A 25,932-nucleotide genomic window follows, 5' to 3' on the forward strand; every position below is an offset into this window, starting at 1 on the left:
CTCCCGTTTGAAAAATTGCCTTGATAAATCAAGGCCTCTGCATTCGAATTCATCGCGCAACGCGGGCCACCGATCGGTTCAGGCTGGATGCCGCTGCCGGCTTCCCGAACGGCCGTTGCTCCCCGCCCCTCCACCCGTCCAGGCTCGAACTCCCTGCGAAACCTTGTCAATCCGAGTCAAGAACAGCTAAGCCAACTGGTATGATGAGTCAATCACTAATTGAGGTGACATGTGCCACTGAGCATAAACATCTGGCGTCATGGCGGGTGTGCCGAGCCATCAAGGCGCTCCGGCAAGCGCCCGACTCGGCCTGTCTCAGGTAATGCGCCGAATGCTCGCGGCGATCTCTTCCGGCTCGAACACCCGCTTCCAGTCGTCGCGCATCAGCACCGGCTTGCCGAATTCGATCGCCTTGTTGCAGGCATCCGAGAATACGCCCTTGGTCTCGCCGAAAATCACGGCGCCGAGCACGTTCATGTGGCCGAGCAGGAAGTCGAGCGCCGCCTGTTGGTCGACGCCACGCGCGACGACCTCGTCGACGGCTTCCTTCATGACGACAAGCAGTGACGCGCACACCGTCTCCGATAGACCGGGCTCCAGCAGCGCCATCTGTTCGACAGTGACACGGTGCGAGCGCATGACCGGCGCCCAGATGATTTTCGCGACCGCCTCGCCCTTGGCGTAATCCGCTTCCGGTCCCTGCATCAGCGCGCTGACCATATGCTGCTTGGCCTTGACGCCGCCAAAATAGTCCTTCTTGGCCGCCATGTCGGTCTCGTCGTTGAAGATCGGCGGATGACAGGGATGGGTGACGAAATAGGTCAGGTCCGGCCGGTTGGGCAGATGGCCGGCGAAGGGTGCGGCCGCATCGAGCACTATCACCATTGTGCCCGGCGCCAGTTTGCTCTCGATATCAGCCGCCACCTTGCCGATATGCGTGTCGGGAACGGCCAGGATGACGATGTCCGCCCCGTCCAGCGCCGCATCGGCACTGACCGCGTCAAAGCCCAGTCCGGTCTTCAGCCGCTCGCGGCCGGCCTCGCTCACCTCGACATGGCGTACCGTGTAGAGCGATCCGCGAAAATTGGTCGACAGGCGGTAACCCATTTTGCCGCCGGCACCGAGTAGCGCAATCGTCGTCATGTAATCCCTACTCCCGATTCAAACGACGGCCGCGCCGATCGTCACGTTATTAACTGGTATGATCACCTTACCACGAATTGAGGAGTTGAACAGGGCTTTGATGAGCGGCTATGCAGTCGCCGTTTGGCTTCCGTCCGCACGATTTCCGCGGTGGCGGCCGATAATTCAACCAAGCCAGAGCGCCGTTGCCTTTCCAGACAATCGATGCCCGCGCTAGAAGCCTCTAGGTCCATTTTCTCGGGGGCTCGGTTGCGAAGTGACGGTGGGGGCGTCACCAGCAAGGCGAAGCGCGTCCGCGCGGTCCGGTCGCGTTTTCGGGCCGTGAGTTCTCGCGGCGATTTGGCGAAGGGGCTATAGAGAATTCGCGCTTCGCCGGGGCTCCGGCGAGCCAAATCACTTCTAGTCGATCATGCCGACAACTATTTACCGGTAGCTTCCCGGGTCCTTGGCTTTCTCCGCCCGACAGCTGTCAGTGCGTTGCGCCGCCGTGCGGTAAGCGCCTTCATAAAACCTGATGGCTCTCTTGAATTTGGGGGGATTGGGCATCAGGTGTTTATCTTGCACATCGTACAAGATGTATATCGCCGTTATTTTGGATTTTCCGTCTGGAGTCAGTTGCAGCGCCGGGCATCGCGTCGTAACGGCGATGACGTTGGCTGACCATGTTACGACCAATTTCAACTGGGCGTCGGACAGCCCGGCCAGATAGTTGATGTTTTTTTGATAGGCAGGGTCGATGTGTTGTCGATTATCTTTTGCAGACGCAGCGGAAGACAGGACACCTACCACGCCGAGTATAATCAATATGCATTTCAAAAGCTGCCTCCCCCAATGTTCTGGCCATCTCGACCACGGCATTGTCCGTCCCACAAAGCAGGTTGAAACAAGTCAATTCGAAAAGCAATTGGGGTTCGCGACGTTATACGGATCACCGCACCTTCAGAACCCGGTTGCTCGCGGACGCCCTTCTTCAACCAGGTGAAACCGGTAGCGATCGCGCACGAACTCGTTGAAAAATTGCCCTTTCGAGAAGGCGGCGCGGAACGCCGCGTAGGTCTCGGGCTCGACCTCCTCGTAGTCGTAGCGGGCTCCGCTCGGGACGAACCAGACCGAGAGGATTTTCGTCGAAGGGTCGTAGTGGGTATTGCGGATGGCAGTGGACGGCATGTCGAAAATCCCGCTTCGTCCCCAAATCTTCTCCAAACCCTGCTTCGAACATGCGTAATGCCGCAACGATGCGGAGGTTCCGACAGGGAGGCGCACCACAACGCCGAAAATCTTGCCCGGGTGGCGAGGCTTCCTATCTCTCCGTCAGATGGCACAGACGAAATCCAGTACAACAGCGTATGCCAGCCAGGGCGATCTCTTCGGCGCGGCCGACACGCTGCCGGAAGGATTTTCTTACCGGCCTAGCCTGATCACAACGGACGAAGAGGCGGAACTGGTCCGTCACCTCAATGAACTGTCCTTCAAGCCGTTCGATTTCCACGGCCACCTTGCCAACCGGCAGGTCGCCGGCTTCGGCTGGCGCTACGACTACGACCGGCGCCAGGTCGTCGAAGCGCCGCCCATCCCGAAATTCCTGCTGCCGCTTCGCGACAAGGTCGCGGATTTTGCCGGCAGGCAGGCCACGGAATTCGCGCAAGTGCTCATCAACGAGTATCGGCCGGGCGCGGGCATAGGTTGGCATCGCGACAAGCCGCATTTCGATCTCGTCGCCGGCGTCTCGCTGCTGGCGCCCTGCAGCTTTCGGCTGCGCCGAAAAAACGGCTCGAAATGGGATCGCGAGACGATCGAGGTTCAGCCGAGATCTGTCTATCTCATTGACGGCCCGGCGCGCCACGAGTGGGAGCACAGCATTCCGCCGGTCGCCGGGCACCGCTATTCGATCACGCTGCGCACTCTGAAATAGGCCACACTCCAAGCCACGCAGCAGCCGCTCTGGAAGGCCGAGCGCAGTTGTGCTTGGATCGCACATGAGCGTGGATCGCAGCAGAGTTTTGGTTACCCGCGTAGCGCCCTTTCTGTGGGCATGCCTGTCCTGCCTGCTGGCTCTGCAGTGGCTCGTCGACCTTGGCATGGTCGGCTTTCCCGACGGATACATAACGCCCTATGCAAGAGCAACGAGCACGCTGTTGCATGTCCTTGTCTGGGCGTGCCTGGCTCAAAGTCTCTACTTCGCTTGCCGAGCCTTGTTTGGCAAACGCTTCGAGCCTGCTCCTCTCTTCCTGCAAATCCTGATCGCCGCCGCACTGACTGTCGTGCCGGCATTCATCGTAAAACACTGTCCGCGGTCTCAGGTATGCAGCAACATCTATGAAGCGCTCACGAATACGATGATGGACGACGGCACCGGCGGATGACGTTGTGTCTCCAGTAACTGACGAGAGATAGAAGTTTGGCGTCGCGCCCGCGCGGTGGCGGTAAAACCTGGAGGAACCATGCGAAAGATCCTGGCATCGATGCTGCTGTTCGCGGCGGCGCTATCTGCAAACCCCGCTCGGGCGCTGGACAGTACCAGCCCGCCCGTTGTCGTCACGCCGCTTGCCGATCGCAGCCAGACGGCGTCCGGCCAGCCGATCGTGCTGCCGCAGAAAAATGTCCAAGTGCTGGTTTCAACCTATGACATTGCGGTCGGCGCCACTCTGCCGGTGCACAAGCACCCGTTTGCCCGCTACGCCTATGTCGAGGCCGGGACACTCAAAGTGACGAATGTCGAGACCGGCAACAGCAACACCTACAAGACGGGCGATTTCATCATCGAGATGATCGGCCAATGGCACCAGGCCACCAACATCGGCGACGCCCCGGTCAAGCTGCTGGTCATCGACCAGGTCGAACAAGGCGCCAAGAACACGGTGCTGCAGAAACAATAGATCTCTCGCTACGGACCTAGGCAGGGTTGCCGGGCTGGCCCAAGCAGCGACTGGCTGTTCCGGCTTCCCCGCCAACCGAGCCGATGCTAGGGCTGGCCGTCATGCAATCATGAAGGATCGCCCCTTGGCCGGAAATGCTCGCCCCCTGATCGAAATCTGCGTCGAAGGCATCGATGGACTGCTGGCTGCGCAGGCCGCCGGCGCCGACCGGGTCGAGCTCTGCGCCAGCCTGGTCGAAGGCGGCATCACGCCCAGCCTCGGCACTGTGCGCGCCGCACTCGAGAGCGCGACCATTCCCTTCCATGTCATCGTGCGCCCGCGCGGCGGCGATTTCCTCTACAGCGAGGCCGAATACAGCTCGATGCTCGCCGATGTCGCAGCGCTTCGTGACCTCGGCGTCGCCGGTGTCGTCGTCGGTTGCCTCAATGCCGACGGCACCATCGATGAAACGCGCATGGGCGCGCTGGTCGATGCCGCCGGTCCGCTCGCCGTTACCTGCCACCGCGCCTTCGACATGACGCGCGACCCGGCCGAGGCGCTGGAAGCGCTGATCCGCTGCAAGGTCGGCCGCGTGCTGACCAGCGGCCAGAGGGACACCGCGGCGGAAGGCGCCGGCCTGTTGGCGGATCTCGTCCGCCAGGCCGACGGCCGCATCATCATCCTCGGCTGCGGCGCGCTGGACCCCGAAAACATCGCCGGGGTGCTGGCATCAACCGGGCTGACGGAAATGCATTTCGCCGCGCTCAAGGACGTACCGAGCGCCATGGCCTACCGCAACCCGCAAGTCGGCATGGGCGGCACCGATCTCGACCGCGAATACCGCACCACAGTCACCGATGGGGCGCTGGTTGCCGCGACGATTGCGGCGGCCAGAGCGTGATGAGCGAAGCCGTGACTGGGCCGTCGCCGATCAGCCGTGTCTCGCCTCAGGACGAAGCGGCCATCCTCGCACTCAACAACGAGCACGCCGCCGAACTGTCATGGCTCGAGCCCGAACGGCTGTCCTTCCTTCTTGGCGAAGCGTTTTACGTCAGGCGCATCGGCGCGCTCGAAGCCTTCATCATGACCTTCGACCAGGATGCGCGCTACGACAGCCCGAATTTCCTCTGGTTCCGCGAGCGCTATCCACGCTTCGTCTATGTCGACCGCGTCGTCGTCGCGGCGCAAGCGCGCGGCCGCGGCCATGCCCGCCAGCTCTACGAGGATCTGTTCGGGGAAGTGGCACGCGCGGGCCACAGCATCGTCACCTGCGAGGTCAATGTCGAACCGCCCAATCCGGCTTCGGACGCCTTCCATGCGGCGCTTGGCTTCGGCGAGGTCGGCGACGCGGTGATCCATGGCGGCCAGAAGACCGTGCGCTACTACCTCAGGCAGATCGCGGGCTGACACATCGCTGGGCGCCACAGGCCCTTGGAGGCCCGCCTGTCACCAATTCCGGTTCAGCCAGGCCCGCGCCGGCTTCTCGACCAGATAGTAGCTGCACAGCGCGCAGGCAAAGACCGCGGCCAGCATCGGGATCGGCGCACTGCCCTGCTCGGCGACGAATTTGTAGAAGGGCTGTTGCCAGAGATAGAGCGAGTATGACCACAGCCCGATCATCGCCATCGGCCTGGACGATAGCAGGCCGGTCAGGTGCCGGCTGCTGGTGTCCAGCGTATTGACGGCAAGCGCCAGCAACGGCACCGCCAGTAGGTAATGGATCGGCGTCGGCACCGGATCGAGGAACAGCAATATAGCCGCCGCCGCCGACACGAGGCTGACATAGGGGCTCTTCAGGAATGCCGGCAGCCGGTCATCGTGCTTGAGCTGGCAGATCGATGCCGACAGCAGGATCGAGGCGATATGCACATCGGTGCGCCAATAGCTGTGCTCGTAGTCCATGCCGAGTACCCAGTACGAAATGGCGCCATTGGCCATCGCCAGCAGCGACAGCGTCACCAGCAGCCGCACGACATTGCCCCGCCCGGTCACCACCACGCTGATCAGCGCCAGGATGATGTAGGCATGCTCTTCCACGCATAGCGACCAGATGTGGTCGAGCGCGCCGGCGCGGGTGATGAGAATTCCGGCATAGTTGTAGGTGAATGTCAGCGCCGTCAGCGCCGCCTTCCATTTGAAGGCGATAAAGCTGCCGGAGAGCCCGATCATCGCTGATATCACGAACACCAAAAGCGCGGGATAGATGCGCGAAAAGCGGCGCTTGAAGAATTTTTTCAGCGGAAAGCGTTCGATGAACAGGATTTCGCCCATCAGCCGGCCTGAGAGCACGAAGAAGAACTCGACGCCGAGCACGCCTAGATTGATCCCGGGAACGGGGAAGAAATGGCCGATCAGCACCAGTGCGATCGAAAGCCCGCGCCAGCCATCGAGATAGGCCAGTCTTGCTCTGGCTGCTTTGTCGGCTGTGGCCCGCGGCAGGGCAACAGACGCTGCGGAGATGTCGGCCATGCCGATCCTCTACGACGCAAGATCTTGGCGCAGCTCACACCGCCGCGCGCAGAATCCACCCCGTGTTCCGCCGAGCTATACATATTGCAGTGCAATATCAGATTGTGCAAGTGCGAGAATGGGGCTGGGCAGTCCCTTGGGAAGTATGCGCCTGTTCTTGCACGGGAATTACCTGAAACAACGGATTTGCGCGTGGCAGCGAACCCGCAAGGACTGGGCAGTTACAGCCCGCCGCAGACGAACAAAGGGGCCGCGATGGCCCCTTTCCTTGTCAGTAGCTTTATGATGTCAGGCGTTGGCTGCCGCCACCGCGCGCTTGGCCATCACGGCGACCAAATTGGCGCGGTATTCGGCCGAAGCGTGGAGGTCGGTCATCAAATTCTTAGCCGGCACTTTCACGCCGTCGAGCGCCGATGCGGCAAAATTCTTCGCCAGTGCGGCTTCGATCTCCTTCGAGCGGAACACACCGTCATCGCCGGCACCGGTGACGGCAACGCTGACCCCGTCCTTGCCCTTGGCCACGAACACGCCGACGATCGCATAGCGCGAGGCCGGGTTGCGGAATTTTTCGTAAGCAGCCTTGGCCGGCGCGGTAAAACTCACCGCGGTGATGATCTCGCCTTCTTTCAGCGCCGTTTCGAACAGGCCGGTGAAGAATTTCGCGGCTGAAATCTCGCGCTTGTTGGTGACGATGGTGGCGCCCAGCGCCAAGAGCGCCGCCGGATAATCGGCGGCTGGGTCGTTGTTGGCGACCGAGCCGCCGATCGTGCCCTTGTGGCGCACCGCCGGATCGCCAATCAGCGACGCAAGGTGCGCAAGCGCCGGACAGGCCTTCCGCAGCTTCTCGTCATTGGCGACGTCGTAATGGGTTGTGGCGGCGCCGATGGTGACGGTCTTGCCCGACACCTTGACGCCTTGCAGCTCCCTGATCCGCGACAGGTCGATCAGGTCGGACGGTGCGGCGAGCCGCGTCTTCATCGCCGGGATCAGCGTCATGCCGCCTGACAAAAGCCTGGCGTCGCCGCTCTTCACCAGCTTGGCGGCGTCGGCGACCGAGGCGGCGCGGTGGTAGTTGACTGCGTACATGGGATCCTCCTGAAGTGGTTAGGCAGTAGTAAGTAGGGAGTAGGGAATAGGGACGCTGTCATCTCCGGTAATGCCCATTCCCTACTCACTACTCCCTACTCACTCATTTCTTCGCCCTAATCGCCGCCCACACCGTCGACGGCGAGGCCGGCATGGCGATGTCCACAATCCCCAAAGCGTCGGTGATGGCGTTGATGACCGCCGGCGGCGAGCCGATGGCGCCGGCCTCGCCACAGCCCTTGATGCCGAGCGGATTGCTCGGACACGGCGTGTTCGACGTCGAGACCTTGAATGACGGCAGGTCGTCCGCGCGCGGCATGGTGTAGTCCATGTAGCTCGCCGTCAGCAGCTGCCCGCTATCGTCATAGTGCGCGCCTTCCAGCAGCGCCTGGCCGATACCCTGGGCGATGCCGCCATGCACCTGACCCTCGACGATCATCGGGTTGATGATGTTGCCGAAATCGTCCGCCGCGACGAACTGGACGATCTCGGTCGTGCCGGTTTCCGGATCGATCTCGACCTCGCAGATGTAGCAGCCCGCCGGGAAAGTGAAGTTCGCCGGATCGTAGAAGGCGGTTTCCTTCAGTCCCGGCTCCATGCCTGCCGGCAGATTGTGAGCGGTGTAGGCGGCAAGAGCCACCTGGAACCAGGGCAGGCTCTTGTCGGTGCCGGCGACCTTGACCTCGCCATTCTCGATGACGATGTCGCCCTCGTCGGCTTCGAGCAGATGGGCGGCGATTTTCTTGGCCTTGGCCTCGACCTTGTCGAGCGCCTTGGCGATTGCCGACATGCCGACCGCGCCCGAGCGCGAGCCGTAGGTGCCCATACCCATCTGCACCTTGTCGGTATCTCCATGGACGATCGAGACCGAGTCCAGTGGCACGCCAAAACGCTGGTTGACGAGTTGCGCGAAGGTCGTCTCATGGCCCTGGCCATGGCTGTGCGAGCCGGTCAGCACCTCGATCGTGCCGACGGCATTGACCCGCACCTCGGCCGATTCCCACAGACCGACGCCGGCGCCGAGCGAGCCGACCGCCGCCGACGGCGCGATGCCGCAGGCCTCGATGTAACAGCTCATGCCGATGCCGCGCAGCCTGCCTTGGTTGGCGGCGGCAGCCTTGCGTTCGGCAAAGCCGGCATAGTCGGACGCCTTTGTCGCCGCATCGAGCGAAGCGCCATAATCGCCGGCGTCATAATTCATGATGACCGGCGTCTGGTGCGGAAACTCGGTTATGAAATTGATGCGCCGCAACTCCGCCGGAGAGACCCCAAGTTCACGCGCGGCCGTCTCCATTGTCCGTTCGAGCAGATACGTGGCTTCCGGCCGCCCTGCCCCGCGATAGGCGTCGACGGGTGCCGTGTTGGTGTAGACGGTGCGCACATTGGCGTGGATCGTCGGGATGTTGTACTGGCCCGACAGCAGCGTCGCGTAGAGATAGGTCGGCACGCAAGACGAGAACAGCGACATGTAGGCGCCGAGATTGGCGATCGTGTCGACCTTGAAACCGGTGATCTTGTTGTTCCTGTCGAACGCCATTTCGACCGTCGAGACATGGTCGCGGCCATGCGCGTCGGTGAGAAAGCTTTCGGTACGGTCGGCAACCCATTTGACCGGCACGCCGGTCTTCTTCGACGCCCAAAGGCAGACGATCTCTTCGGGATAGATGTAGATCTTCGAGCCGAAGCCGCCGCCGACATCGGGCGCAATGACGCGCAGTTTGTTTTCCGGTGCGACATTGTAGAAGGCGCTCATCACCAGCCGCGCTACATGCGGGTTCTGCGAGGTCGTCCAGCAGGTGAAATGGTCCTCGGCCTTGTCGTAATGGCCAAGCGCAGCGCGCGGCTCCATGGCGTTGGGAACCAGCCGGTTGTTGACGATCTTCATGCGGGTGACATGGGCCGCCGCCTGGACCGCCGCGTCGGTCGCCTTGGCGTCGCCGATCTCCCAGTCGAAGATCAGATTGTCCTCGGCATCGGCATGGACCTGCGGCGCACCTTTTTGCAGCGCCTTGGTGGCATCGACCACCGCCTTCAATTCCTTGTAGGTGATCTCGACCGCTTCGGCCGCGTCGCGGGCCTGGCCCTTAGTTTCCGCCACCACGATGACGACCGCATCGCCGACATAGCGCACCTTGTCGACCGCCAGCGGCGACCACGCGCCCATCTTCATCGGCGAGCCGTCCTTGGAATGGATCATCCAGCCGCAGATCAGGTTGCCGATGCCGTCGGCCTTGAGCTCCTTGCCGGTCAAGACGCCGATGACGCCGGGCATCGCCTGCGCTCGTCTGACGTCGATCTTCTTGATCTGAGCATGCGCGTGCGGGCTGCGCACGAAAGCGGCATGCTTCATGCCGGGAACCACCATGTCGTCGACATAGCGGCCGGCGCCGGTGATGAACCGTTTGTCTTCCTTGCGCACGACCCGAGCGCCGATGCCTTCAATGCCCATAGGAATTCCTCCGGAATAGCGAATAGTGAGTAGCGAATAGTGAACAGTGAGTAGGGAATTGTGCTCGGAGCGGTTCGGCTAAACCGACTACTCGCTATTCACTATTCACTACTCGCTTCTTTCTTACGCTGCCTGTTTCGCCCTGCCCTTCGGCACCTTCGCCATCGTCTGCGATGCGGCGAGGATCGCCTTGACGATGTTGTGGTAGCCGGTGCAGCGGCAGATGTTGCCTTCGAGCTCGGCGCGCACCGTCGCCTCGTCAAGGCCTTCGGGATGGCGCGCGATCATGTCGGTCGCCGTCATGATCATGCCCGGCGTGCAGAAGCCGCATTGCAGCCCATGATGTTCCTTGAACGCGGCCTGCATCGGATGCAGGTCGCCGCCATTGGCAAGCCCTTCGATCGTCACCACGGTCGACCCGGAGGCCTGCACGGCCAGCATCGAACAGGACTTCACCGCCTTGCCGTCGACATGCACGACGCAGGCGCCGCATTGAGAGGTGTCACAACCGACATGCGTTCCGGTGAGACCAAGATTTTCGCGCAGGAAATGAACCAGAAGCGTTCGGTCCTCGGCAGCGCCGCTGATCCGTTTTCCGTTCACGACAAACGAAACGTCCGACATGCATCCTCCCTGGGTATGACCTTGGTAGTCATGCTGCCGATGCGGCTTTGGCGCTCGGCCATGCGCTATTGGTACACTGCAAAAAGCGCAAAAAACACACGGCGCTCATTGTACTTTCGGTCATGGAGAAAACGAAAATCATGGGCCTGTCCGCCCCATTGCCAAAGAGCGAATAGGGGGCAACAATGCCCTCGACGCCAGCTCGCCGAGAGACATAAAACGGGCGCGCGCAGGAAGCGTCGGAGGATATCGGGAGGAAGCCTCTGGCCAGTTCACGGACGAGCTATGCATCCGGTCTGTCGGCGCTCACCACCGACGAGCCCGACGCCGATGCATTCGCCCTGGCGGTCGCTGTCGAGGCCGCAGCCATCGATGCCGGCTTTGCCCTGCTGTTCTTCTCCCAGAGCTTGTTTGACGCGAGCGTCCTTTCGCAAGGGCTGAAGACCCACGCACCGACGCTGGCCTACGCCGCCTGCTCGACCGCCGGCGAGATCACCCCCCAGGGCCTGGAGGAAGGCCATGTGCTGGCGCTGCTCTTTCCCTCCGCGTCGTTTTCGGCGGTCAGCACCATGGTCGACAATCTCTCCTCGTCGGGCATGGACAGGATCACTGATGAAGTCGAGGGCTTGCGGCGCCTACTGCGCGGGCGCCTCGGCTGTTGCCATACCAAAAGCACCTTCGCGCTCTGCTTCATCGACGGCCTGTCCTTTGCCGAGGAAGCGGTGACCTCGGCCATCCATTGGGGGCTGGACGACATCCCGCTGCTCGGCGGTTCGGCGGGCGACGACCTCAAATTCGAAACCACCAGTCTGATTTCGAACGGCAAGGTGGCGTCAGACAGCGCCATCATCGTGTTGATTGCTACCGAAATTCCCTTCCACGTCTTCAAGACCGACAATTTCATCCCCACCGACGAAAAGCTGGTGGTGACGGCATCCGACCCGGACCACCGCACCGTGCGCGAGTTCAACGCCACCAATGCGGCCGAGGAATATGCAGCCTCGGTCGGCATCGTTGCGCAGAACCTGACGCCGCTGAGCTTCGCCTCTCACCCCGTTGTGGTGAAGGTGGGCGGCGAATACTACTGCCGCTCGATCCAGAAGATGCATCCCGACGGCTCGCTGTCGTTCTTCTGCGCCATCGACGACGGCGTCGTGCTGTCCATCGCCCAGCCCAAGGACATGGTGGAATCGACGCGCGCCGCACTGCGCGACGTCGAGGAGCGGCTCGGCGGCATCGACATGATCCTCGGCTTCGATTGCGTGCTGCGCCGGCTCGACGCCCGCAACCGCCAGGTGTTCCGCGACATTTCGGAGCTTTACCGGGTCAACAATGTCATCGGCTTCGGCACCTATGGCGAACAGTATCGTTCGATGCACCTCAACCAGACTTTCACCGGCATCGCCTTCGGCGAACGCCAGGCGGCGGAATAGCCCATGCCGCTCAGGGACATCGACGACGTCGACAGGCTGAAGAAGATCAACGCCGCTCTGGTCAGCCGCGTCGAGCGCTCGATGGACCAGCAGGGCAATGCCTTCTCGCTGTTCCAGACTGCAATTTCACTGGAAAACCGGGTGCGCATGCGCACCGAGGAACTGCACTCGACCTTGCGCCGGCTGGAACAGTCGAACATCGACCTCAGCGCCGCCAAGGAAAACGCCGAGCTGGCGAACCTGTCCAAGACCAGGTTCCTGGCCGCCGCCAGCCATGACGTGCTGCAGCCGCTGAACGCCGCCCACCTCTCGGTCTCGGCACTGGCCGAAGTGCAGACCAGCGACGAGGGCAAGAAACTCGTCCGTCAGGTCGAGCGCTCGCTGGAGACGATGGAAGACCTGTTGCGCACGCTGCTCGACATTTCCAAGCTCGACGCCGGCGTGGTCCAGCCCGACATTGGCGACGTCAATCTGGAGACGTTGTTTTCGTCGCTGCGCTCGGATTTCAAGCCGGTTGCCAAGCTGAAGGGGCTGACACTGAAATTCCGCCCGGTCAGCGCCGTGGTGCGTTCGGACCGCACGCTTTTGCGCCGCATCCTGCAGAACATCCTGTCCAATGCGCTGCGCTATACCCGCTCGGGCGGCGTGCTGGTCGGCACCAGGCATCGCGGCGACACCATCCGCATCGATGTCGCCGACACCGGCTGCGGCATTCCCGACGACCAGCGCGAGGCGGTGTTCGAGGAATTCCATCGCGGCTCCGCCATTCCGGCCGATACCGGAATTTCCGGCGGCGGGCTGGGGCTGGGCCTTGCCATCGTGCGGCGCATGGCCGCCGCGCTCGGCCACCCCGTGACGTTTTCGTCGAAAGTCGGGCGCGGCACCATCTTCCACATCGATGTGCCGGTCGGCATCGGCGCCAGCGCCGACGCCATCGCCAGCCTTGCCGAGATGGAGCGGCCGCGCGGCTACGGCCTGTTCGGCACCAAGGTGCTGCTGGTCGAAAACGACGCCGATGTGTTGCAGGCGATGACCTTCCTGCTCGAGCGCTGGCAGTGCCTGGTGCGTGCCGCGACCTCGACCGAGGATGCGCTCAGCCTGCTCGGCGACACCGACTGGGTGCCCGACATCGTCATTGCCGACCAGCATCTCGACGACGGCGACCTCGGCACCGCAACAATAGCCGAAGTGCGCGATTATCTCGGCCGCGCCGTGCCGGCGCTGATCGTCACCGCCGACGGATCGGAGGCCATCGCCAAAGCCGCCCGCGCCGCCGGCATCGAACTGATGCGCAAGCCGCTGAAACCGGCGCAGCTAAGGGCGCTGCTGGCGCATCTGCTGGCTTGAGCCCCATACCCTCCCCTTGATGGGGAGGGTCGGCGCGCAACGCCGGGGCGGGGTGCAGCGCCAAGGTCCCCCACCCCGCTCCGCTTCGCGGATCGACCCTCCCAACAAGGGGGAGGGTAAAGATCAAAACCCGGCCTGATCGCGAAACAGCTCCGCATTGTCCAGCTTCGACACCTCGATCACCGCTTGCGTGCGGCTGTAGACGTTGAGCTTGCGCAGGATCTCCGAGACATGCGCCTTGACCGTGGTCTCGCCGACCTGCAGCTCGTAGGCGATCTGCTTGTTGAGCAGGCCTTGGCGCAGCATCTGCAGCACGCGCAGCTGCTGCGGCGTCAGTTTGGCCAGCCGCTGCACCATGTCGGCGCGGTCGGCGCTGTCGGCGTCGGGCGGCTGTCCCTCATAGGTCTCCGGCACATAGATCGCGCCCTCCATCACCGAGCGGATTGCGGCCGCAAGATCGCTCTTGCGCGCCGATTTCGGGATGAAGCCGGCAGCGCCATAGGACAACGCCTCGGAGATGATCTTCGGCTCCTCATAGCCCGAGACGACGACCACCGGCAGCCGCGGATGGCGGGTCCTCAGCTGCAGCAACCCGTCAAAGCCATGCACATCGGGCATGTTGAGATCGAGCAGCGCCAGATCGAACGGTTTTATCCCACCCAGGAGATCGAGCGCTTCGGCAATCGAGCGCGCCTCCACCGTGTCGACTTCCGGGTACGCCATCTGCACGGCGCTGTGCAGCGCCTCGCGAAACAGCGGATGGTCGTCGATGATCAGAAACCGGGCGCGATCGTTGATTGCGGTCATGGTGTTTGTTTCAGTTCTCCGTGGGCACGATACTCCCGCTGGTATGGCCAGCTTATTGGCAAATAGTCTATCGCCATCTTAACCCCCGGAGGCGAAGCCGACTTTATCCGACAATCAAGGCGCAGCTCGTGCTTTTGCGGACGCTGATGCCTTGCCCGGGGGTTCAAATCGGTCAAATGTGCCGGCAGTTGAAGCAGAAAGACCTGGCATGACAGACTTCGTCCTCCCCTTGCCCGCAACCCCATCGGTCGCCATAGAAGGCTCGGCCGAGCGCTTTGCGGTCCGCCGCATCTTCTGCGTCGGCCGCAACTACGCCGCGCACGCCCGCGAACTCGGCAATGACGAACGCGACCCGCCCTTCTTCTTCACCAAGCCGGCCGACGCGGTGGTCGATTCCGGCACCACGATCCCCTACCCGCCGCTGACCAAGAACCTGCACCACGAGATCGAGCTGGTCGCTGCGATCGGCAAGGCCGGCTTCCGCATTCCCCGCGCTGAGGCGCTAGACCATGTCTGGGGCTACGGCGCCGGCATCGACCTCACCCGCCGCGACCTGCAGGACGAAGCCAAGAAAGCAGCGCGGCCCTGGGATTGGTCCAAGGCCTTCGACCGCTCGGCACCCTGCGGTCCGCTGGTGCCGGCCGCCAAATCCGGCCATCCGCAAAAGGGCCGCATCTGGCTCGCCGTCGACGGCGCGGTGAAGCAGGAGGGCGACCTCGCCGAACTGATCTGGCCGATCGCCGATATCGTTTCGATCTGCAGCAGTGCGGTTGTACTACAACCGGGCGACCTGATCTTCACCGGCACGCCGGCCGGCGTCGGCGCGGTGGCGCCGGGACAGACGATGACCGGCGGCGTCGACGGCATCGGCACCATCGAGATCACCGTCGGCCAAGATTCCACCGACAAGCCGTGACCCGATGAGCGACCTCGTCCTCCACAACTACTACCGCTCCTCCACCTCCTACCGCGTGCGCATCGCGCTCGAGATGAAGGGGCTAAGCTACGATTACGTGCCGCATCATCTGCGTCATGGCGACCATCTGGAGCCGGCCTATCGCGCGGTCAATCCGCAGGGGCTGGTGCCGGCGCTGATCCTGGGCGACGGCACGCTTTTGACGCAGTCGCTGGCAATCATCGAATATCTCGACGAGACCCACCCCGAACCGTCGCTGCTGCCGAAGGACGCGCTCGGCCGGGCGCGCGTGCGAATGCTAGCGCAGATGATCGCCTGCGACATCCACCCGGTGAACAATCTGCGCGTGCTGACCTCGCTGCGCACTTTGTTCGGCGCCGGCGACCAGGATGTCATCCACTGGTTTCGCCACTGGGTGAACGAAGGGTTCCAGCCGCTTGAAAAGATTCTGGCTTCATCGGATGAGACCGGCACATTTTGCCATGGCGACGCACCGGGCCTCGCCGACATCTGCCTGGTCGCCCAGATCGCCAGCAACGCCCGCTTCGGCGTCGACCTGACACCCTACCCCGAGATCTCGCGCATCCACGCCGCCTGCATGGCGCTGCCGGCCTTTCAGAAGGCGGCGCCGGAGAATCAGATAGATGCCGAATAGGCTCACAATGCCGGAGCAGAGCACGGAGAGTTGCCGATGAAAGCCGTCGTCTTCGAAAGATTCGGCGAGGCGCCGAGAATCCAGACCGTGCCGGATCCGAAACCGGCCGCGGACGGTGTGGTCATCAAGGTCGAGGCGACCGGGCTCTGCCGCAGCGACTGGCATGGCTGGATGGGTCATGATGACGGCATCACGCTGCCGCATGTGCCGGGCCATGAACTGGCCGGCATCGTCGTCGCCGTCGGCAAGCGGGTGACCCGCTGGAAGGCCGGCGAGCGCGTCACCGTGCCGTTCTGCGTCGGCTGCGGCCGCTGCTTCGAATGCAATTCGGGCAATCATCAGGTCTGCGAACACCAGACGCAGCCCGGCTTCACCGCCTGGGGATCGTTTGCCGAATATGTCGCCATCGAGCATGCCGACACCAATCTCGTGCGCCTGCCCGAGGAGATGGAGTTCGCCACCGCCGCCAGCCTCGGATGCCGCTTCGTCACCTCGTTTCGCGCCATTGTCGACCAGGGCCGGGTGACGCCGGGCGAATGGGTGGCGGTGCATGGCTGCGGCGGCGTCGGCCTGTCGGCGATCATGATCGCCAGTTCCATGGGCGCCAATGTCATCGCCATCGACCTCACCGACGAGAAACTGGACTTCGCCAGAAAGATCGGCGCCGTGGCGACCATCAACGCCTCGACCACGCCGAACGTGGTCAAGGCGATCAAGCAGATCACCAATGGCGGCGCGCATATGTCGATGGACGCGCTCGGCCACCCCACGACATCGTTCAACTCGATTGCCAATCTGCGCCGGCGCGGCCGCCATGTGCAGGTCGGCCTGATGCTGGGCGAACACGCCCGCCCGCAAGTGCCGATGGACAAGGTGATCGCCTTCGAGCTGGAAATCCTCGGCAGCCACGGCATGCAGGCCCACCGCTACCCCGCCATGATGGAGATGATCCGCACCGGCAAGCTCAAGCCCGAACTGCTGGTCGGCAAGAAGATCAGCCTTGATGAGGCGCCTGCGGCGCTGGTGGCAATGGGCGGGTTCGAGGGGATTGGCATTGGGGTGGTGACGAAGTTCTAGGGCGGAGTCGCCCTCCACCACCAAACTCCTAGCGCGCAAATTTCTTCGCCCCGAACACGCAAGCCACCACGCCGAGCGTCACGACCACCATCAGCGGGCTGACCTGCTCGTGCAGCAGCGACGCTGCCAGCGCCAGGCCGAAAAAGGGCTGCAGCAACTGCAACTGCCCGACGGCAGCGATGCCGCCTTGGGCCAGGCCGCGATACCAGAACACGAAGCCGATCAGCATGCTGAACAGCGAGACGTAGGCGAGACCCATCCAGGCGTGAGAGCCGATGCCGGCGAAGGACGACGGCAGCGTCGCAAAGGTCAGAACCAGCATGATCGGCAGCGAGATCGCCAGCGCCCAGCAGATCACCTGCCAGCCGCCCAGCCTGCGCGACAATGCCGCCCCCTCGGCATAGCCCAGGCCGCAGACGATGATGGCGGCCAGCATCAGGCCGTCGCCGACAGGTGAGGCCGTCACGCCTTGCATCAGGGCAAAACCGGCGACCAGCGCGCTGCCGATGCAGGAAAACAGCCAGAAGGCCGGGCGCGGACGCTCGCCACCGCGCAGCACGCCGAAGATCGCGGTGGCCAGCGGCAGCAGGCCGACGAAGATGATGGAATGGGCGGAGGTGACGTGCTTCAGCGCCAGCGCGGTGAGCAAGGGAAAGCCGACAACCACGCCAAGGGCGACGATCACCAGCGACAGAAAATCGCCGCGCTCCGGGCGTTTCTGCCGAAACAGCATCAGCATGGCGAGACCGAGAAGTCCGGCAATCGCGGCGCGGGCCGAGGTCAGGAATATCGGATCGAAATCGGCCACGGCCACGCGCGTTGCCGGCAGCGAGCCTGAGAAGATCAGCACGCCGATGAATCCGTTCATCCAGCCGCTCGCGGTTTTGTCCATTCCAGGCTCCATTGCTTTCGCCCTCTATCGGGCAAGTGCCTATGGTGCAGCCAGAGACAATGCAGTACAATTCCGCAAAACTGTAATGGCTATCAGAGCAATACAGATGACCGAACTCATTTTGGAAACCGGCAATGCGCACCCTCCTGTCGCGACCACGCTTGTGGAAACTGTCATGGCGACCATCCGCCAGCGGATATCGGCGCGCAGCCTGACGCCAGGCGCGCGGCTGCCTTCGATCCGCGCCTTTGCCAAGGCCATGCAGGTGTCCAAGTCGACCGTGGTCGAAGCCTATGAGCGGCTCGCTGCCGAAGGCGCGATACGCTCACGGCCGGGTTCGGGTTTTTATGCCGCCGGATCGCTGGCGCCACTGTCGCTGGCCGAGATAGGCCCGCGGCTCGACCGCGCTGTCGATCCGCTTTGGGTTTCGCGCCAGTCACTGGAAGCCGGCGACGAGATGCTGAAACCCGGCTGCGGCTGGATGCCGGCCTCATGGATGCCGCAGGGGGCCTTGCGCCGGGCGCTGCGCACCGTGGCGCGCGCCGACGATGTCGACCTAGCCGATTACGGCACGCCGCTCGGCCTGCCGCCGCTCAGGCAATTGCTCGCGCGGCGCATGGCTGGCCACGGCATCGAGGTCTCGCCCGAACAGATCATGCTGACCGAATCGGGCACGCAGGCCATCGATCTTCTGTGCCGCTTCCTGATCGAACCGGGCGATACCGTGCTGGTCGACGACCCCTGCTATTTCAATTTTCACGCGCTGCTGCGCGCCCACCGCGCCAAGGTCGTCAGCGTGCCCTACACGCCATCCGGGCCTGATATCGAGCTGTTCGCCCAGGCACTGGCCGAGCACAAGCCGCGCCTCTACATCACCAATTCCGCCATCCACAACCCGACCGGCGCGATCCTGTCGCCGGTGACCGCGCACCGGCTGCTGAAGCTCGCCGACCAGTCGGACCTGACCATCATCGAGGACGATATCTTCGCCGATTTCGAACACAGCCCAGCGCCTCGGCTGGCGGCGTTCGACGGCCTCAACCGCGTCGTCCATATCGGCAGCTTCTCCAAGACGCTATCGGCGTCGGTTCGCTGCGGCTTCATCGCGGCACCGCGCGACTGGATCGAGCAACTCACCGACCTCAAGATTGCCACCACCTTCGGCGGCGGCCGGCTGGCGGCCGAACTGGTGCTGGCGCTGCTTAGGGACGGCAGCTACCGCAAGCACATGGAATTGCTGCGCGCGCGGCTTTCCCGCGCCATGGGCGAGACGGGCGCGCGCCTGAAGGCGATCGGCATCACGCCCTGGATCGACCAACCGGCCGGCTTGTTCCTATGGTGCAGCCTGCCCGATGGCGTGGATGCGGCCGAAATCGCCCGCCGCGCGCTGGCCGACAACATCGTGCTGGCGCCCGGCAACGCATTCAGTCTGTCGGGAACCGCCAGCTGCTTCCTGCGCTTCAACGTTGCCCAGTGCCAGGACGAGCGGATTTTCAGGGTGCTCAAGGCGGCAATGGCGCGCTGAGCGCTCAGTGGGAGGCCGCGCAGACCTCCCGAACGCAATCTCGCAGCCAGCGTTGCGCCGGATCGGCATCGAGCCGTGGATGCCATAGCATCGAGATGGTGACCTCCACCGTGGCGACCGGCAGCGGAAAGCTGACCATGCCGGCGCGTGCGCCTTGCGTGTGCCGTTCGGGCACGCTGGCGATCAGGTCCGAAGCGCGCGCCATGGCGAGTGCAGCCGAAAAGCCGGAGACCATGCACGCCACGGTTCGCTGCAGGCCGAGCTGCGCCAAAGTCTGATCGATCGGCCCTCTTTCCCGACCCCGCCGTGAAACGCTGATGTGGCGGCCGGCCGCGTAGCGTTCAGGCGTTACCGCGCCTTCACTCAAAGGGTGGCCGGCTCGCACAGCACCGACGAAGCGGTCACGGAACAGCGCTTGTATGCGCACCTCCGGTCCGGTCTCGCCGGCAACGCCGATTTCCAGATCGATCGCTGCGTCGCGCAACGAGGCGACATCCTTGTCGGCTTTCGGCGCAAATCGCAGCCGCACGCCCGGCGCCTCGGCCTGGATGCGGGCGACAAGACGCGGCCCGAATTCCTCGACGAACCCTTCATTGGTGCGCAGCGTGAAGATCTGTTCCAGCTTTGCCAGATCGAGCAGCCTGGCGGGACGCAATAGCGTTTCCGCATCGTGGACGACACGGCCGGCCTGCTGCCGCAATGCCTCCGCGCGCGGCGTCGGGACCAGGCCGCGGCCGGCGCGGACCAGCAGCGGATCGCCGGTCGCTTCCCGCAGCCGCGCCAGCGTGCGGCTCATCGCCGACGGGCTGAGCCGTAGCCGGCTGGCGGCGCGCGCCACGCTGCCTTCGGCGAGCAAAACGTCGAGCGCGAACAGTAGATTGAGATCGGGCGATGCCATCGGCGGATAGTAGCACATGCCATGGCGTTTGGTGCACGAATAAGATGCAAATGTTGCGCCTTCCGCCATTCCACCCTGACGACTAGATCTCCGACAGGTCCGGTTGCGGGACTGACAAGGAGGAAATCGCCATGGCAATTGCTGAGCAGAACGAGTGCACATCGGCGCCGCAGAAAACCCGGTCCGCAGGCCTGGCCCACTCTCCTGTCTTGGCATTGGCCAGCCTGTCGCTCGCCACGCTGCTGTCGTCGCTTGGAACCAGCATTGCCAGCGTCGGACTGCCTTCCCTGATGCAGGCGTTCGGTGCGTCGTTCCAGTCCGTGCAATGGGTGGTTCTCGCCTATCTGCTCGCCATCACGGCCCTGATCGTCAGCGCCGGCCGGCTGGCCGATATGGTCGGCCGCCGGCCGTTGCTGCTCGGCGGCATCGCGCTGTTCACACTGGCCTCGGTGCTCTGCGGCCTGGCGCCGACGCTCTGGCTGCTGATTGCGGCGCGCGCCGTGCAAGGGCTGGGTGCCGCGCTGATGATGGCGTTGACGCTGGCCTTTGTCGCGGAGACCGTGACCAAGGAGAGAACCGGCAGCGCCATGGGCCTGCTCGGCGCCATGTCGGCGATCGGCACGACGCTCGGACCCTCGCTCGGCGGCTTGCTGATCGCCGGCTTTGGCTGGCGGGCGCTCTTCCTCGTCAATGTGCCGCTCGGCCTCCTGACCTTTGCCCTCGCCTGGCTGGCCCTGCCTGCCCGCGGCAAGGCTGCGGGCGTTCAAGGCGGGTTCGACGCGATCGGGACGGTCTTGCTAGGCCTGACGCTCGCCGCCTATGCACTGGCCATGACGCTCGGCCACGGCCATTTCGGCGCCCTCAACACCGGCCTGCTGGTTGCCGCCGGCATCGGCGTCGTTCTGTTCGGCGTCGCGCAGAAGAGGGCAAAGAATCCCTTGATCCGGCTTGCCCGGTTGTACGACATCCGGCTCAGCGCCAGCCTCGCCACGAACCTCGTTGTCGCCACAGTGATGATGGCGACCCTGGTGGTCGCTCCGTTCTATCTGTCGCGAGGGCTGGGGCTCAATGCTGCGATGGTCGGCGTGGTCCTGTCGACAGGTCCGCTGGTCTCCGCGCTCTCGGCACTTATCGCCGGCCGCCTCACCGATCGCTTCGGTACCAACAGGATGATGATCGCCGGACTATTCGGCCTGGTCAACGGCACCTTGCTTTTGTCGCTCGCCGCAACAAAACTCGGCATTGCCAGCTATATCGTGCCGATCGCCGTCACCTGCTTCGGGTACGCCCTGTTCCAGACATCCAACAATGCCGCCGTCATGAGCGGTGTCGCTGCCGGCGAGCGCGGCGTGGTGTCCGGCCTGCTCAATCTGTCGCGCAATCTCGGCCTGATCACCGGCGCATCGCTTATGGGCGCCATTTTTGCGGCTGCCTCGACGGGAGAACGGCAAAGCCAGGACATGCTGACCTCAGCGGCAGCCGCGCACGGCATGCAGGTTACCTTTCAGACGGCAACGGTCCTGGCGGTGGCTGCGCTGTTGCTGGCACTGCTCTCGACCCGCGCCGGCGGCAGGCTGTCGGTGCGGCAACAGCCATCATGACCGAAGATAGGGAGCTTACGCTCCCGCCCGCTTGCGCCGCTCATAAAGCATGACCAGCGTTTCGGCGGTCAGCGCCGGCCTCTGTTCGCCCTCGATCTCGACCGTATTGGCGGCCTTCATCAGATACTGGCCCGGCCCCTTGTCCTCCACCGACAACAGCGTCGTGCGCAGCCGGATGCGTGCGCCGACCCTGACGGGCGCCAGGAACCGCACCTTGTCGAAGCCGTAATTGAAGGCGGCTTGCGTGTTTTCGGGGACGATGCCCATGCCCAGCGCCAGCGCGCCGATGATCGACAGCGTCAGATAGCCATGCGCGATCGTGGTGCGAAATGGGCTCTGCCGCTTCGCCCGCTCCGGATCGACGTGGATCCACTGATGGTCGCCTGTGCATTCGGCAAACTGGTTGATGCGGTTCTGGTCGACGGTCGTCCATTCCGACACGCCGAGCTCCTGCCCGGCCATCGCCCTTAACTGCTCGAAGGTCGGCGGCGTTTTCGGCCGTAGTTCCGTCATTCCTGCTTTCCCGGTGGCTCCCAGTGCCTCGGACCACGAACGGACGGCTCCTGTCAATTCGCCCGTTGCGATTCCGTTCCGCCATTTTCCGCCAAACAGCGTCCCTCGTCCATGCTCATGCGCCGCAACCGGCCCACTCCTCTCATGGTTGCGTTGAGAGTCACTTCTTGTCATAGCCCGAGCGGATTTCCTCCATCGCTTCCTTGATGCGGCTGCGCAGGATTTCGATCGATTCGGTGCCGGATTTCTTGACCAGCTCGGCCACTTCGCCGGCATTTTTCAGGGCGGCTTCGAAGGATTTCCTGGCGAACTCCGCCTGTTTTGTCATCAGTTCCTGGGGATTGCCCGGCGCCTTGTAGCTCTGCGCCATGTCGCTGACTTCACGCAGCGTGTCCTGCAGCATCTCGCGCTGTCTGGACAACAATGAGGTCGCGCCGGCAGCTCCCGCCCGCGCCGATCTTTCCAGGGCCTCGAGGTTCTTGCGATGATGCGCGAGGATCGCCTCGACATTCGGCACCTTCAGGTCACGGCCGAACCGGCTGAACATGTCCATGAATGAATCCGAGTCGGGTTGTTTGGCCATTGCTCGTGCTCCCCAGTTGTCGCAAATGCTGAACCCTGTTCTGGACAATAGCACTCGCGCGCCGTGTGTCCATTCGGACGCCCAAGCAATTCAGCGGCAAATGCAGCATCAGCCAGCGAGAAACAGCCTCTCCGCCGTGTAGAGCACGATACCCGCCAATCCGCCGATAATCATGCCATTGAAGCGGATATATTGCAGGTCCCTGCCGATGTTCATCTCGATCAGCCTCGTCAGTTGGGCAAGGTCCCAGCGCTTGACCTGGTCGGAGATGAACGTCGACACACCGCTCTTCTGGCTCTCGACGAACGACGACAGCGCCACGACAAAGCCCTGGTTCATGTCGGCCCTGATCTGCGGATCGCCTGAGAGATGGCGGCCGACCTCGACGAACATGTTGGCGAGATGCGCGCGAACAATCGAATTCTCCGCCTTGGCGTCCTGTTCGATGAACACGCTGAGGCTCTGCCACATGTCGCCGGCGAGCGACTTCACTTCCGGCCGCGCCAGGAAATCGCGCTTCAGCTTCTCGGCCCGTTTGGCGTATTGCTTCGAGGTTCTGAGCCGCTCGATGAAGCTGTGCGCGAAACGGTCGAATTCGGCGCGCATCGGATGGTCGGGGTCGGCCCGCACCTCGTCAAGCAGCGAACCGGCGGAAGCGACGATCTTCTTCAGCAGATAGGCGTCGGCTCTGAACAGGTTGAACAGCGACGGCAATTCCTCGCGGATTTTCTCGCGCATGGTCGCCAGCGCCTCTTCATCGTTCAGGAACCGGCCGATCACCCTGGTGAATTCGTCGAAGAGTTTCTGGTGGCGGCGGTCGTCGGTCAGTGCCGACAGCAATTCGGCCGCGAGCGGCGCCAGCGGCACCTTGTCGATCTGCTCCAGCATGCGGCTGGTGACGAAGCCGCGCAGGCCGGATTGCTCGATCGCCGCAAGCGTCTGCGGGACCAGCCGTACGACGAAGCGTGACAGGCCGGCAGAGCGTTCGGCGTCAGTCAGCCAGTCGGCGACGAGTGCTGCAAAATCGACCTCGGCCAGCTTTTCCCGCACCGGCTCCGGCGCCAGAAAATTGACCTCGATGAAGCGGCCCAGATTATCGGCGATGCGGTTCTGGTTCGCTGGGATGATGGCGGTGTGCGGGATCGGCAGGCCCAGCGGCCGCTTGAACAGCGCCACCACCGCGTACCAGTCGGCCAGGCCGCCGATGGTGGCCGCCTCGGCGAAGGCCGCCACGAAGCCCAGCCACGGATACTTGGCCTCGGACGATTTGGCCACGGCAAAAACCACGACGCAAAGCACCAGCGCAGCCGTGGCGAGGAACTTTGTCCGCCGCAACGCGAAAAGCTTGGCGCCCGTCTCGGCATCAAAACCGCCAGGCGCCAGGGACGAAGCCGATTGGGACATGATACGCCGCTCCTCATCGATCTCTTGGCTATCTGGCATGGCCTATTTAGGGGGTGTTTGGGCCCGTAGCATGATCGGATGGGCCGATTTCGTCCGGGAATTGCCGGTTTCGCACGCAAAGTTGACAAGAATGTTCATCTATCATGCAATCCCAGTCTGGAATTGTTCCAAGGTATAGGCCATATTCCGATCAGGCCAGTGTGGGCGAATCCGAAACTCCGGGTGAGAAAGCCGCACCAGCACAATCTAAAATCTGGTGCAGTTCCAACGCGCCAGGACTCGGGTGAGGAATGAAATGCGGCTGACGCGCCAGACCAACTACGCCATGCGCATCCTGATGTATTGCGCCGCCAACAACGATCGCCTGAGCCGCATCCCCGAGATTGCGGCCGCCTATTCGGTGTCGGAGCTTTTCCTGTTCAAGATCCTGCAGCCGCTGGTCGAGCATGGCCTGGTCGAGACGGTGCGCGGCAGGAATGGCGGCGTGAGAATCGGCCGCCCCGCCGAGCAGATCAGCCTGTTCGACGTCGTACGGGTGACCGAAGAGAGCTTCGCCATGGCCGAGTGCTTCGAAAACGACGCCGCCGAATGCCCGCTGGTCGACAGCTGCCAGCTGAATTCGGCGCTGCGCGAGGCGCTCAACGCCTTCTTTGCCGTACTCTCCCGCTACACTATCGCCGATATGGTGGCGGCGCGCCCGAATGTGCGTCATTTGCTCGGCATCGACATGCTGGTCCAGCGAGCACCGGCCGCCTGAGTTTTCTAGTGCATGTCGCTCAAAAGTGGCCCCGGTTTTGAGACAACGACATGCATAAAAACAAAGACCTAAAGCGCGTCGCCTGAGTCCGTTCAAACGCGACGCGCTTTAGGCGGCTGACTGCGGCAAGACGAACGGCATGTTCGCCGCCGGCAACACACCGACCCTTAGCCGACAATCGAACACCTTTTCGATCAGATCGTCGCTCAGCACCTCCTGCGGTGAACCGTCGGCGGCGAGCCGGCCGCGATGCATCACGAAAATCCGGTCGGCATACATGGCCGTCAGATTGAGGTCGTGCAGGATGGCGATCACACCGCCGCCGCGCCGGGCGAAATCGCGGGCGATGTTCATGATGATCAGCTGGTGCTTGATATCGAGGCTGGAGACCGGCTCGTCGAGATAGAGATAGCGCGGCTTGCCGTCGAGCACCGGCGCCCAGACCTGGCACAGCACGCGCGCCAGTTGCACACGCTGTTGTTCGCCGCCCGAAAGCTCCTGATAGAAGCGGCCGGCAAAGCCGTCGAGGTCGACCCGCACCAGCGCCCGCTCGGGCAGACGATCATCTTCGCCCGGCAGAACGCCGGAACGGCCGCCGATAAGGCCGAGCCTGACCACTTCGTGCACGGTGAAGGGAAAGGACAGCGTCGCGGCCTGCGGCAGCACGGCACGCACGGTCGCGGCCTCCACCGGCTTCATCGCGGAGAGGTCGCGCCCGTTGACCGCCACTGTCCCCGCAAACGCCAGATCGCCCGACAACGCCTTCAAAAACGTCGTCTTGCCCGAGCCGTTGGGTCCGACGATTGCCGCAATTTCGCCCGGCCGCGCGACGAAATCGACATTGGCAACAATGCGCTTGCCGCCGATCGCCACCGAGACATCGCGTGCTTCGATCATG

The 25,932-nt window shown here is 63.3% G+C and carries 27 protein-coding genes; 13 read left to right on the top strand and 14 right to left on the bottom strand.

The annotated features are described in order from the left end of the window. Nucleotides 1-315 precede the first annotated feature (315 nt). The 3 genes from NKJ80_RS14885 to NKJ80_RS14895 form a co-directional block, all read right to left on the bottom strand. A complete protein-coding gene (locus tag NKJ80_RS14885) occupies nt 316-1,143 on the bottom strand; it encodes a phosphogluconate dehydrogenase C-terminal domain-containing protein (RefSeq protein ID WP_023706030.1) in 828 nt (275 codons plus the stop codon). Between the two features lie 423 nt (nt 1,144-1,566). Continuing rightward, nucleotides 1,567-1,947, bottom strand: a complete 381-nt coding sequence (locus NKJ80_RS14890; protein WP_352497808.1) for a hypothetical protein — start codon at nt 1,945-1,947, stop codon at nt 1,567-1,569. A gap of 135 nt (nt 1,948-2,082) precedes the next feature. Beyond that, the gene (locus NKJ80_RS14895; protein ID WP_023691072.1) at nt 2,083-2,310 is read right to left on the bottom strand and encodes a KTSC domain-containing protein; all 228 of its coding nucleotides are present in this window, start codon (nt 2,308-2,310) and stop codon (nt 2,083-2,085) included. A 148-nt stretch (nt 2,311-2,458) separates the two neighbouring features. Here NKJ80_RS14895 and NKJ80_RS14900 point away from each other — a divergent pair, with 148 nt between their 5' ends. From NKJ80_RS14900 to NKJ80_RS14920, 5 genes are all read left to right on the top strand, one after another. After that, nucleotides 2,459-3,055, top strand: coding sequence for an alpha-ketoglutarate-dependent dioxygenase AlkB (locus tag NKJ80_RS14900; RefSeq protein ID WP_023730738.1), 597 nt, complete (start codon nt 2,459-2,461; stop codon nt 3,053-3,055). Between the two features lie 64 nt (nt 3,056-3,119). Then, nucleotides 3,120-3,506, top strand: a complete 387-nt coding sequence (locus NKJ80_RS14905) for a hypothetical protein (protein ID WP_352497809.1) — start codon at nt 3,120-3,122, stop codon at nt 3,504-3,506. Between the two features lie 78 nt (nt 3,507-3,584). Further along, the gene (locus NKJ80_RS14910) at nt 3,585-4,019 is read left to right on the top strand and encodes a cupin domain-containing protein (RefSeq protein ID WP_023735277.1); all 435 of its coding nucleotides are present in this window, start codon (nt 3,585-3,587) and stop codon (nt 4,017-4,019) included. Nucleotides 4,020-4,128: 109 nt separating this feature from the next. Further along, nucleotides 4,129-4,899: a copper homeostasis protein CutC gene (locus NKJ80_RS14915; protein WP_502902202.1), complete on the top strand. Its 771-nt coding sequence runs from the start codon at nt 4,129-4,131 to the stop codon at nt 4,897-4,899. Beyond that, entirely contained in the window at nt 4,899-5,405 is a 507-nt protein-coding gene (locus tag NKJ80_RS14920) for a GNAT family N-acetyltransferase (RefSeq protein ID WP_352497811.1), read from the top strand. Before NKJ80_RS14915 ends, NKJ80_RS14920 begins: the two co-directional genes overlap by 1 nt. Before the next feature lie 39 nt (nt 5,406-5,444). Here the strand turns inward: NKJ80_RS14920 and NKJ80_RS14925 are convergent, their stop codons facing one another. The 4 genes from NKJ80_RS14925 to NKJ80_RS14940 all read right to left on the bottom strand — a co-directional run bounded on the left by NKJ80_RS14925 (nt 5,445) and on the right by NKJ80_RS14940 (nt 10,626). Then, nucleotides 5,445-6,467 carry an acyltransferase family protein gene (locus NKJ80_RS14925; RefSeq protein ID WP_352497812.1) on the bottom strand — a complete coding sequence of 341 codons (1,023 nt, stop codon included), beginning with the start codon at nt 6,465-6,467 and terminating at the stop codon, nt 5,445-5,447. Between the two features lie 288 nt (nt 6,468-6,755). Further along, nucleotides 6,756-7,553, bottom strand: a complete 798-nt coding sequence (locus NKJ80_RS14930) for an FAD binding domain-containing protein (protein ID WP_023725655.1) — start codon at nt 7,551-7,553, stop codon at nt 6,756-6,758. Between the two features lie 103 nt (nt 7,554-7,656). Beyond that, a complete protein-coding gene (locus NKJ80_RS14935) occupies nt 7,657-10,002 on the bottom strand; it encodes a xanthine dehydrogenase family protein molybdopterin-binding subunit (protein ID WP_023725654.1) in 2,346 nt (781 codons plus the stop codon). Nucleotides 10,003-10,125: 123 nt separating this feature from the next. Next, nucleotides 10,126-10,626: a (2Fe-2S)-binding protein gene (locus NKJ80_RS14940; RefSeq protein ID WP_023681712.1), complete on the bottom strand. Its 501-nt coding sequence runs from the start codon at nt 10,624-10,626 to the stop codon at nt 10,126-10,128. Between the two features lie 263 nt (nt 10,627-10,889). Between NKJ80_RS14940 and NKJ80_RS14945 the strand changes: the two genes are divergently transcribed. Next, nucleotides 10,890-12,059 carry an FIST N-terminal domain-containing protein gene (locus NKJ80_RS14945; protein WP_502902203.1) on the top strand — a complete coding sequence of 390 codons (1,170 nt, stop codon included), beginning with the start codon at nt 10,890-10,892 and terminating at the stop codon, nt 12,057-12,059. Nucleotides 12,060-12,062: 3 nt separating this feature from the next. Next, entirely contained in the window at nt 12,063-13,406 is a 1,344-nt protein-coding gene (locus NKJ80_RS14950; protein WP_352497814.1) for a hybrid sensor histidine kinase/response regulator, read from the top strand. Between the two features lie 123 nt (nt 13,407-13,529). Here NKJ80_RS14950 and NKJ80_RS14955 read toward each other — a convergent pair whose 3' ends face one another. Further along, a complete protein-coding gene (locus NKJ80_RS14955) occupies nt 13,530-14,213 on the bottom strand; it encodes a response regulator (RefSeq protein ID WP_023672627.1) in 684 nt (227 codons plus the stop codon). A 208-nt stretch (nt 14,214-14,421) separates the two neighbouring features. Between NKJ80_RS14955 and NKJ80_RS14960 the strand changes: the two genes are divergently transcribed. The 3 genes from NKJ80_RS14960 to NKJ80_RS14970 are packed head-to-tail and all read left to right on the top strand — an operon-like array spanning nt 14,422 to nt 16,861. Then, nucleotides 14,422-15,129, top strand: coding sequence for a fumarylacetoacetate hydrolase family protein (locus NKJ80_RS14960; protein WP_352497815.1), 708 nt, complete (start codon nt 14,422-14,424; stop codon nt 15,127-15,129). Between the two features lie 4 nt (nt 15,130-15,133). Beyond that, on the top strand, nt 15,134-15,784 hold the full coding sequence (maiA, locus tag NKJ80_RS14965) for a maleylacetoacetate isomerase (RefSeq protein WP_352497816.1): 651 nt from the start codon (nt 15,134-15,136) through the stop codon (nt 15,782-15,784). Between the two features lie 36 nt (nt 15,785-15,820). Continuing rightward, nucleotides 15,821-16,861 (top strand): zinc-dependent alcohol dehydrogenase family protein, encoded by a 1,041-nt coding sequence (locus NKJ80_RS14970; RefSeq protein ID WP_023825747.1) that lies wholly within the window; start codon nt 15,821-15,823, stop codon nt 16,859-16,861. 28 nt (nt 16,862-16,889) lie between these two features. On the opposite strand, the gene NKJ80_RS14975 is transcribed toward NKJ80_RS14970, so the two are convergent. Then, entirely contained in the window at nt 16,890-17,753 is an 864-nt protein-coding gene (locus tag NKJ80_RS14975; RefSeq protein WP_023706042.1) for a DMT family transporter, read from the bottom strand. Between the two features lie 106 nt (nt 17,754-17,859). Here NKJ80_RS14975 and NKJ80_RS14980 point away from each other — a divergent pair, with 106 nt between their 5' ends. Then, nucleotides 17,860-19,278: an aminotransferase-like domain-containing protein gene (locus tag NKJ80_RS14980; protein WP_352497817.1), complete on the top strand. Its 1,419-nt coding sequence runs from the start codon at nt 17,860-17,862 to the stop codon at nt 19,276-19,278. 4 nt (nt 19,279-19,282) lie between these two features. Here NKJ80_RS14980 and NKJ80_RS14985 read toward each other — a convergent pair whose 3' ends face one another. Continuing rightward, entirely contained in the window at nt 19,283-20,176 is an 894-nt protein-coding gene (locus NKJ80_RS14985) for a LysR family transcriptional regulator (RefSeq protein ID WP_352497873.1), read from the bottom strand. A gap of 131 nt (nt 20,177-20,307) precedes the next feature. Here NKJ80_RS14985 and NKJ80_RS14990 point away from each other — a divergent pair, with 131 nt between their 5' ends. Further along, nucleotides 20,308-21,777, top strand: a complete 1,470-nt coding sequence (locus NKJ80_RS14990) for an MFS transporter (RefSeq protein ID WP_352497818.1) — start codon at nt 20,308-20,310, stop codon at nt 21,775-21,777. 15 nt (nt 21,778-21,792) lie between these two features. Here NKJ80_RS14990 and NKJ80_RS14995 read toward each other — a convergent pair whose 3' ends face one another. The 3 genes from NKJ80_RS14995 to NKJ80_RS15005 form a co-directional block, all read right to left on the bottom strand. Further along, a complete protein-coding gene (locus NKJ80_RS14995; RefSeq protein WP_023681725.1) occupies nt 21,793-22,290 on the bottom strand; it encodes a MaoC family dehydratase in 498 nt (165 codons plus the stop codon). 160 nt (nt 22,291-22,450) lie between these two features. Beyond that, entirely contained in the window at nt 22,451-22,873 is a 423-nt protein-coding gene (locus NKJ80_RS15000; protein ID WP_352497819.1) for a phasin family protein, read from the bottom strand. Nucleotides 22,874-22,981: 108 nt separating this feature from the next. After that, nucleotides 22,982-24,277, bottom strand: coding sequence for a DUF445 domain-containing protein (locus NKJ80_RS15005; protein WP_352497820.1), 1,296 nt, complete (start codon nt 24,275-24,277; stop codon nt 22,982-22,984). A gap of 295 nt (nt 24,278-24,572) precedes the next feature. On the opposite strand from NKJ80_RS15005, the gene rirA reads away from it, so the two are divergent. Then, nucleotides 24,573-25,034 (top strand): iron-responsive transcriptional regulator RirA, encoded by a 462-nt coding sequence (rirA, locus tag NKJ80_RS15010; RefSeq protein ID WP_023672640.1) that lies wholly within the window; start codon nt 24,573-24,575, stop codon nt 25,032-25,034. A gap of 108 nt (nt 25,035-25,142) precedes the next feature. On the opposite strand, the gene NKJ80_RS15015 is transcribed toward rirA, so the two are convergent. Further along, nucleotides 25,143-25,931: a heme ABC transporter ATP-binding protein gene (locus NKJ80_RS15015; RefSeq protein WP_023725641.1), complete on the bottom strand. Its 789-nt coding sequence runs from the start codon at nt 25,929-25,931 to the stop codon at nt 25,143-25,145. Between the last annotated feature and the right edge of the window lies 1 nt (nt 25,932).

The sequence above is a fragment of the Mesorhizobium sp. M0030 genome (assembly GCF_040323695.1).
GTDB lineage: Bacteria > Pseudomonadota > Alphaproteobacteria > Rhizobiales > Rhizobiaceae > Mesorhizobium.

Coding starts and splice junctions, on each gene's coding strand:
- NKJ80_RS14940 (WP_023681712.1), bottom strand. CDS start 10,626: ATGTCGGACGTTTCGTTTGTCGTGAACGGAAAACGGATCAGCGGCGCT.
- NKJ80_RS14920 (WP_352497811.1), top strand. CDS start 4,899: ATGAGCGAAGCCGTGACTGGGCCGTCGCCGATCAGCCGTGTCTCGCCT.
- NKJ80_RS14970 (WP_023825747.1), top strand. CDS start 15,821: ATGAAAGCCGTCGTCTTCGAAAGATTCGGCGAGGCGCCGAGAATCCAG.
- NKJ80_RS14900 (WP_023730738.1), top strand. CDS start 2,459: ATGGCACAGACGAAATCCAGTACAACAGCGTATGCCAGCCAGGGCGAT.
- NKJ80_RS14935 (WP_023725654.1), bottom strand. CDS start 10,002: ATGGGCATTGAAGGCATCGGCGCTCGGGTCGTGCGCAAGGAAGACAAA.
- NKJ80_RS14925 (WP_352497812.1), bottom strand. CDS start 6,467: ATGGCCGACATCTCCGCAGCGTCTGTTGCCCTGCCGCGGGCCACAGCC.
- NKJ80_RS14950 (WP_352497814.1), top strand. CDS start 12,063: ATGCCGCTCAGGGACATCGACGACGTCGACAGGCTGAAGAAGATCAAC.
- NKJ80_RS14975 (WP_023706042.1), bottom strand. CDS start 17,753: ATGGACAAAACCGCGAGCGGCTGGATGAACGGATTCATCGGCGTGCTG.
- NKJ80_RS14885 (WP_023706030.1), bottom strand. CDS start 1,143: ATGACGACGATTGCGCTACTCGGTGCCGGCGGCAAAATGGGTTACCGC.
- NKJ80_RS14910 (WP_023735277.1), top strand. CDS start 3,585: ATGCGAAAGATCCTGGCATCGATGCTGCTGTTCGCGGCGGCGCTATCT.
- rirA (WP_023672640.1), top strand. CDS start 24,573: ATGCGGCTGACGCGCCAGACCAACTACGCCATGCGCATCCTGATGTAT.
- NKJ80_RS14960 (WP_352497815.1), top strand. CDS start 14,422: ATGACAGACTTCGTCCTCCCCTTGCCCGCAACCCCATCGGTCGCCATA.
- NKJ80_RS14915 (WP_502902202.1), top strand. CDS start 4,129: ATGAAGGATCGCCCCTTGGCCGGAAATGCTCGCCCCCTGATCGAAATC.
- NKJ80_RS15015 (WP_023725641.1), bottom strand. CDS start 25,931: ATGATCGAAGCACGCGATGTCTCGGTGGCGATCGGCGGCAAGCGCATT.
- NKJ80_RS14955 (WP_023672627.1), bottom strand. CDS start 14,213: ATGACCGCAATCAACGATCGCGCCCGGTTTCTGATCATCGACGACCAT.
- NKJ80_RS14990 (WP_352497818.1), top strand. CDS start 20,308: ATGGCAATTGCTGAGCAGAACGAGTGCACATCGGCGCCGCAGAAAACC.
- maiA (WP_352497816.1), top strand. CDS start 15,134: ATGAGCGACCTCGTCCTCCACAACTACTACCGCTCCTCCACCTCCTAC.
- NKJ80_RS14980 (WP_352497817.1), top strand. CDS start 17,860: ATGACCGAACTCATTTTGGAAACCGGCAATGCGCACCCTCCTGTCGCG.
- NKJ80_RS14985 (WP_352497873.1), bottom strand. CDS start 20,176: ATGGCATCGCCCGATCTCAATCTACTGTTCGCGCTCGACGTTTTGCTC.
- NKJ80_RS14895 (WP_023691072.1), bottom strand. CDS start 2,310: ATGCCGTCCACTGCCATCCGCAATACCCACTACGACCCTTCGACGAAA.
- NKJ80_RS14905 (WP_352497809.1), top strand. CDS start 3,120: ATGAGCGTGGATCGCAGCAGAGTTTTGGTTACCCGCGTAGCGCCCTTT.
- NKJ80_RS15005 (WP_352497820.1), bottom strand. CDS start 24,277: ATGTCCCAATCGGCTTCGTCCCTGGCGCCTGGCGGTTTTGATGCCGAG.
- NKJ80_RS15000 (WP_352497819.1), bottom strand. CDS start 22,873: ATGGCCAAACAACCCGACTCGGATTCATTCATGGACATGTTCAGCCGG.
- NKJ80_RS14930 (WP_023725655.1), bottom strand. CDS start 7,553: ATGTACGCAGTCAACTACCACCGCGCCGCCTCGGTCGCCGACGCCGCC.
- NKJ80_RS14995 (WP_023681725.1), bottom strand. CDS start 22,290: ATGACGGAACTACGGCCGAAAACGCCGCCGACCTTCGAGCAGTTAAGG.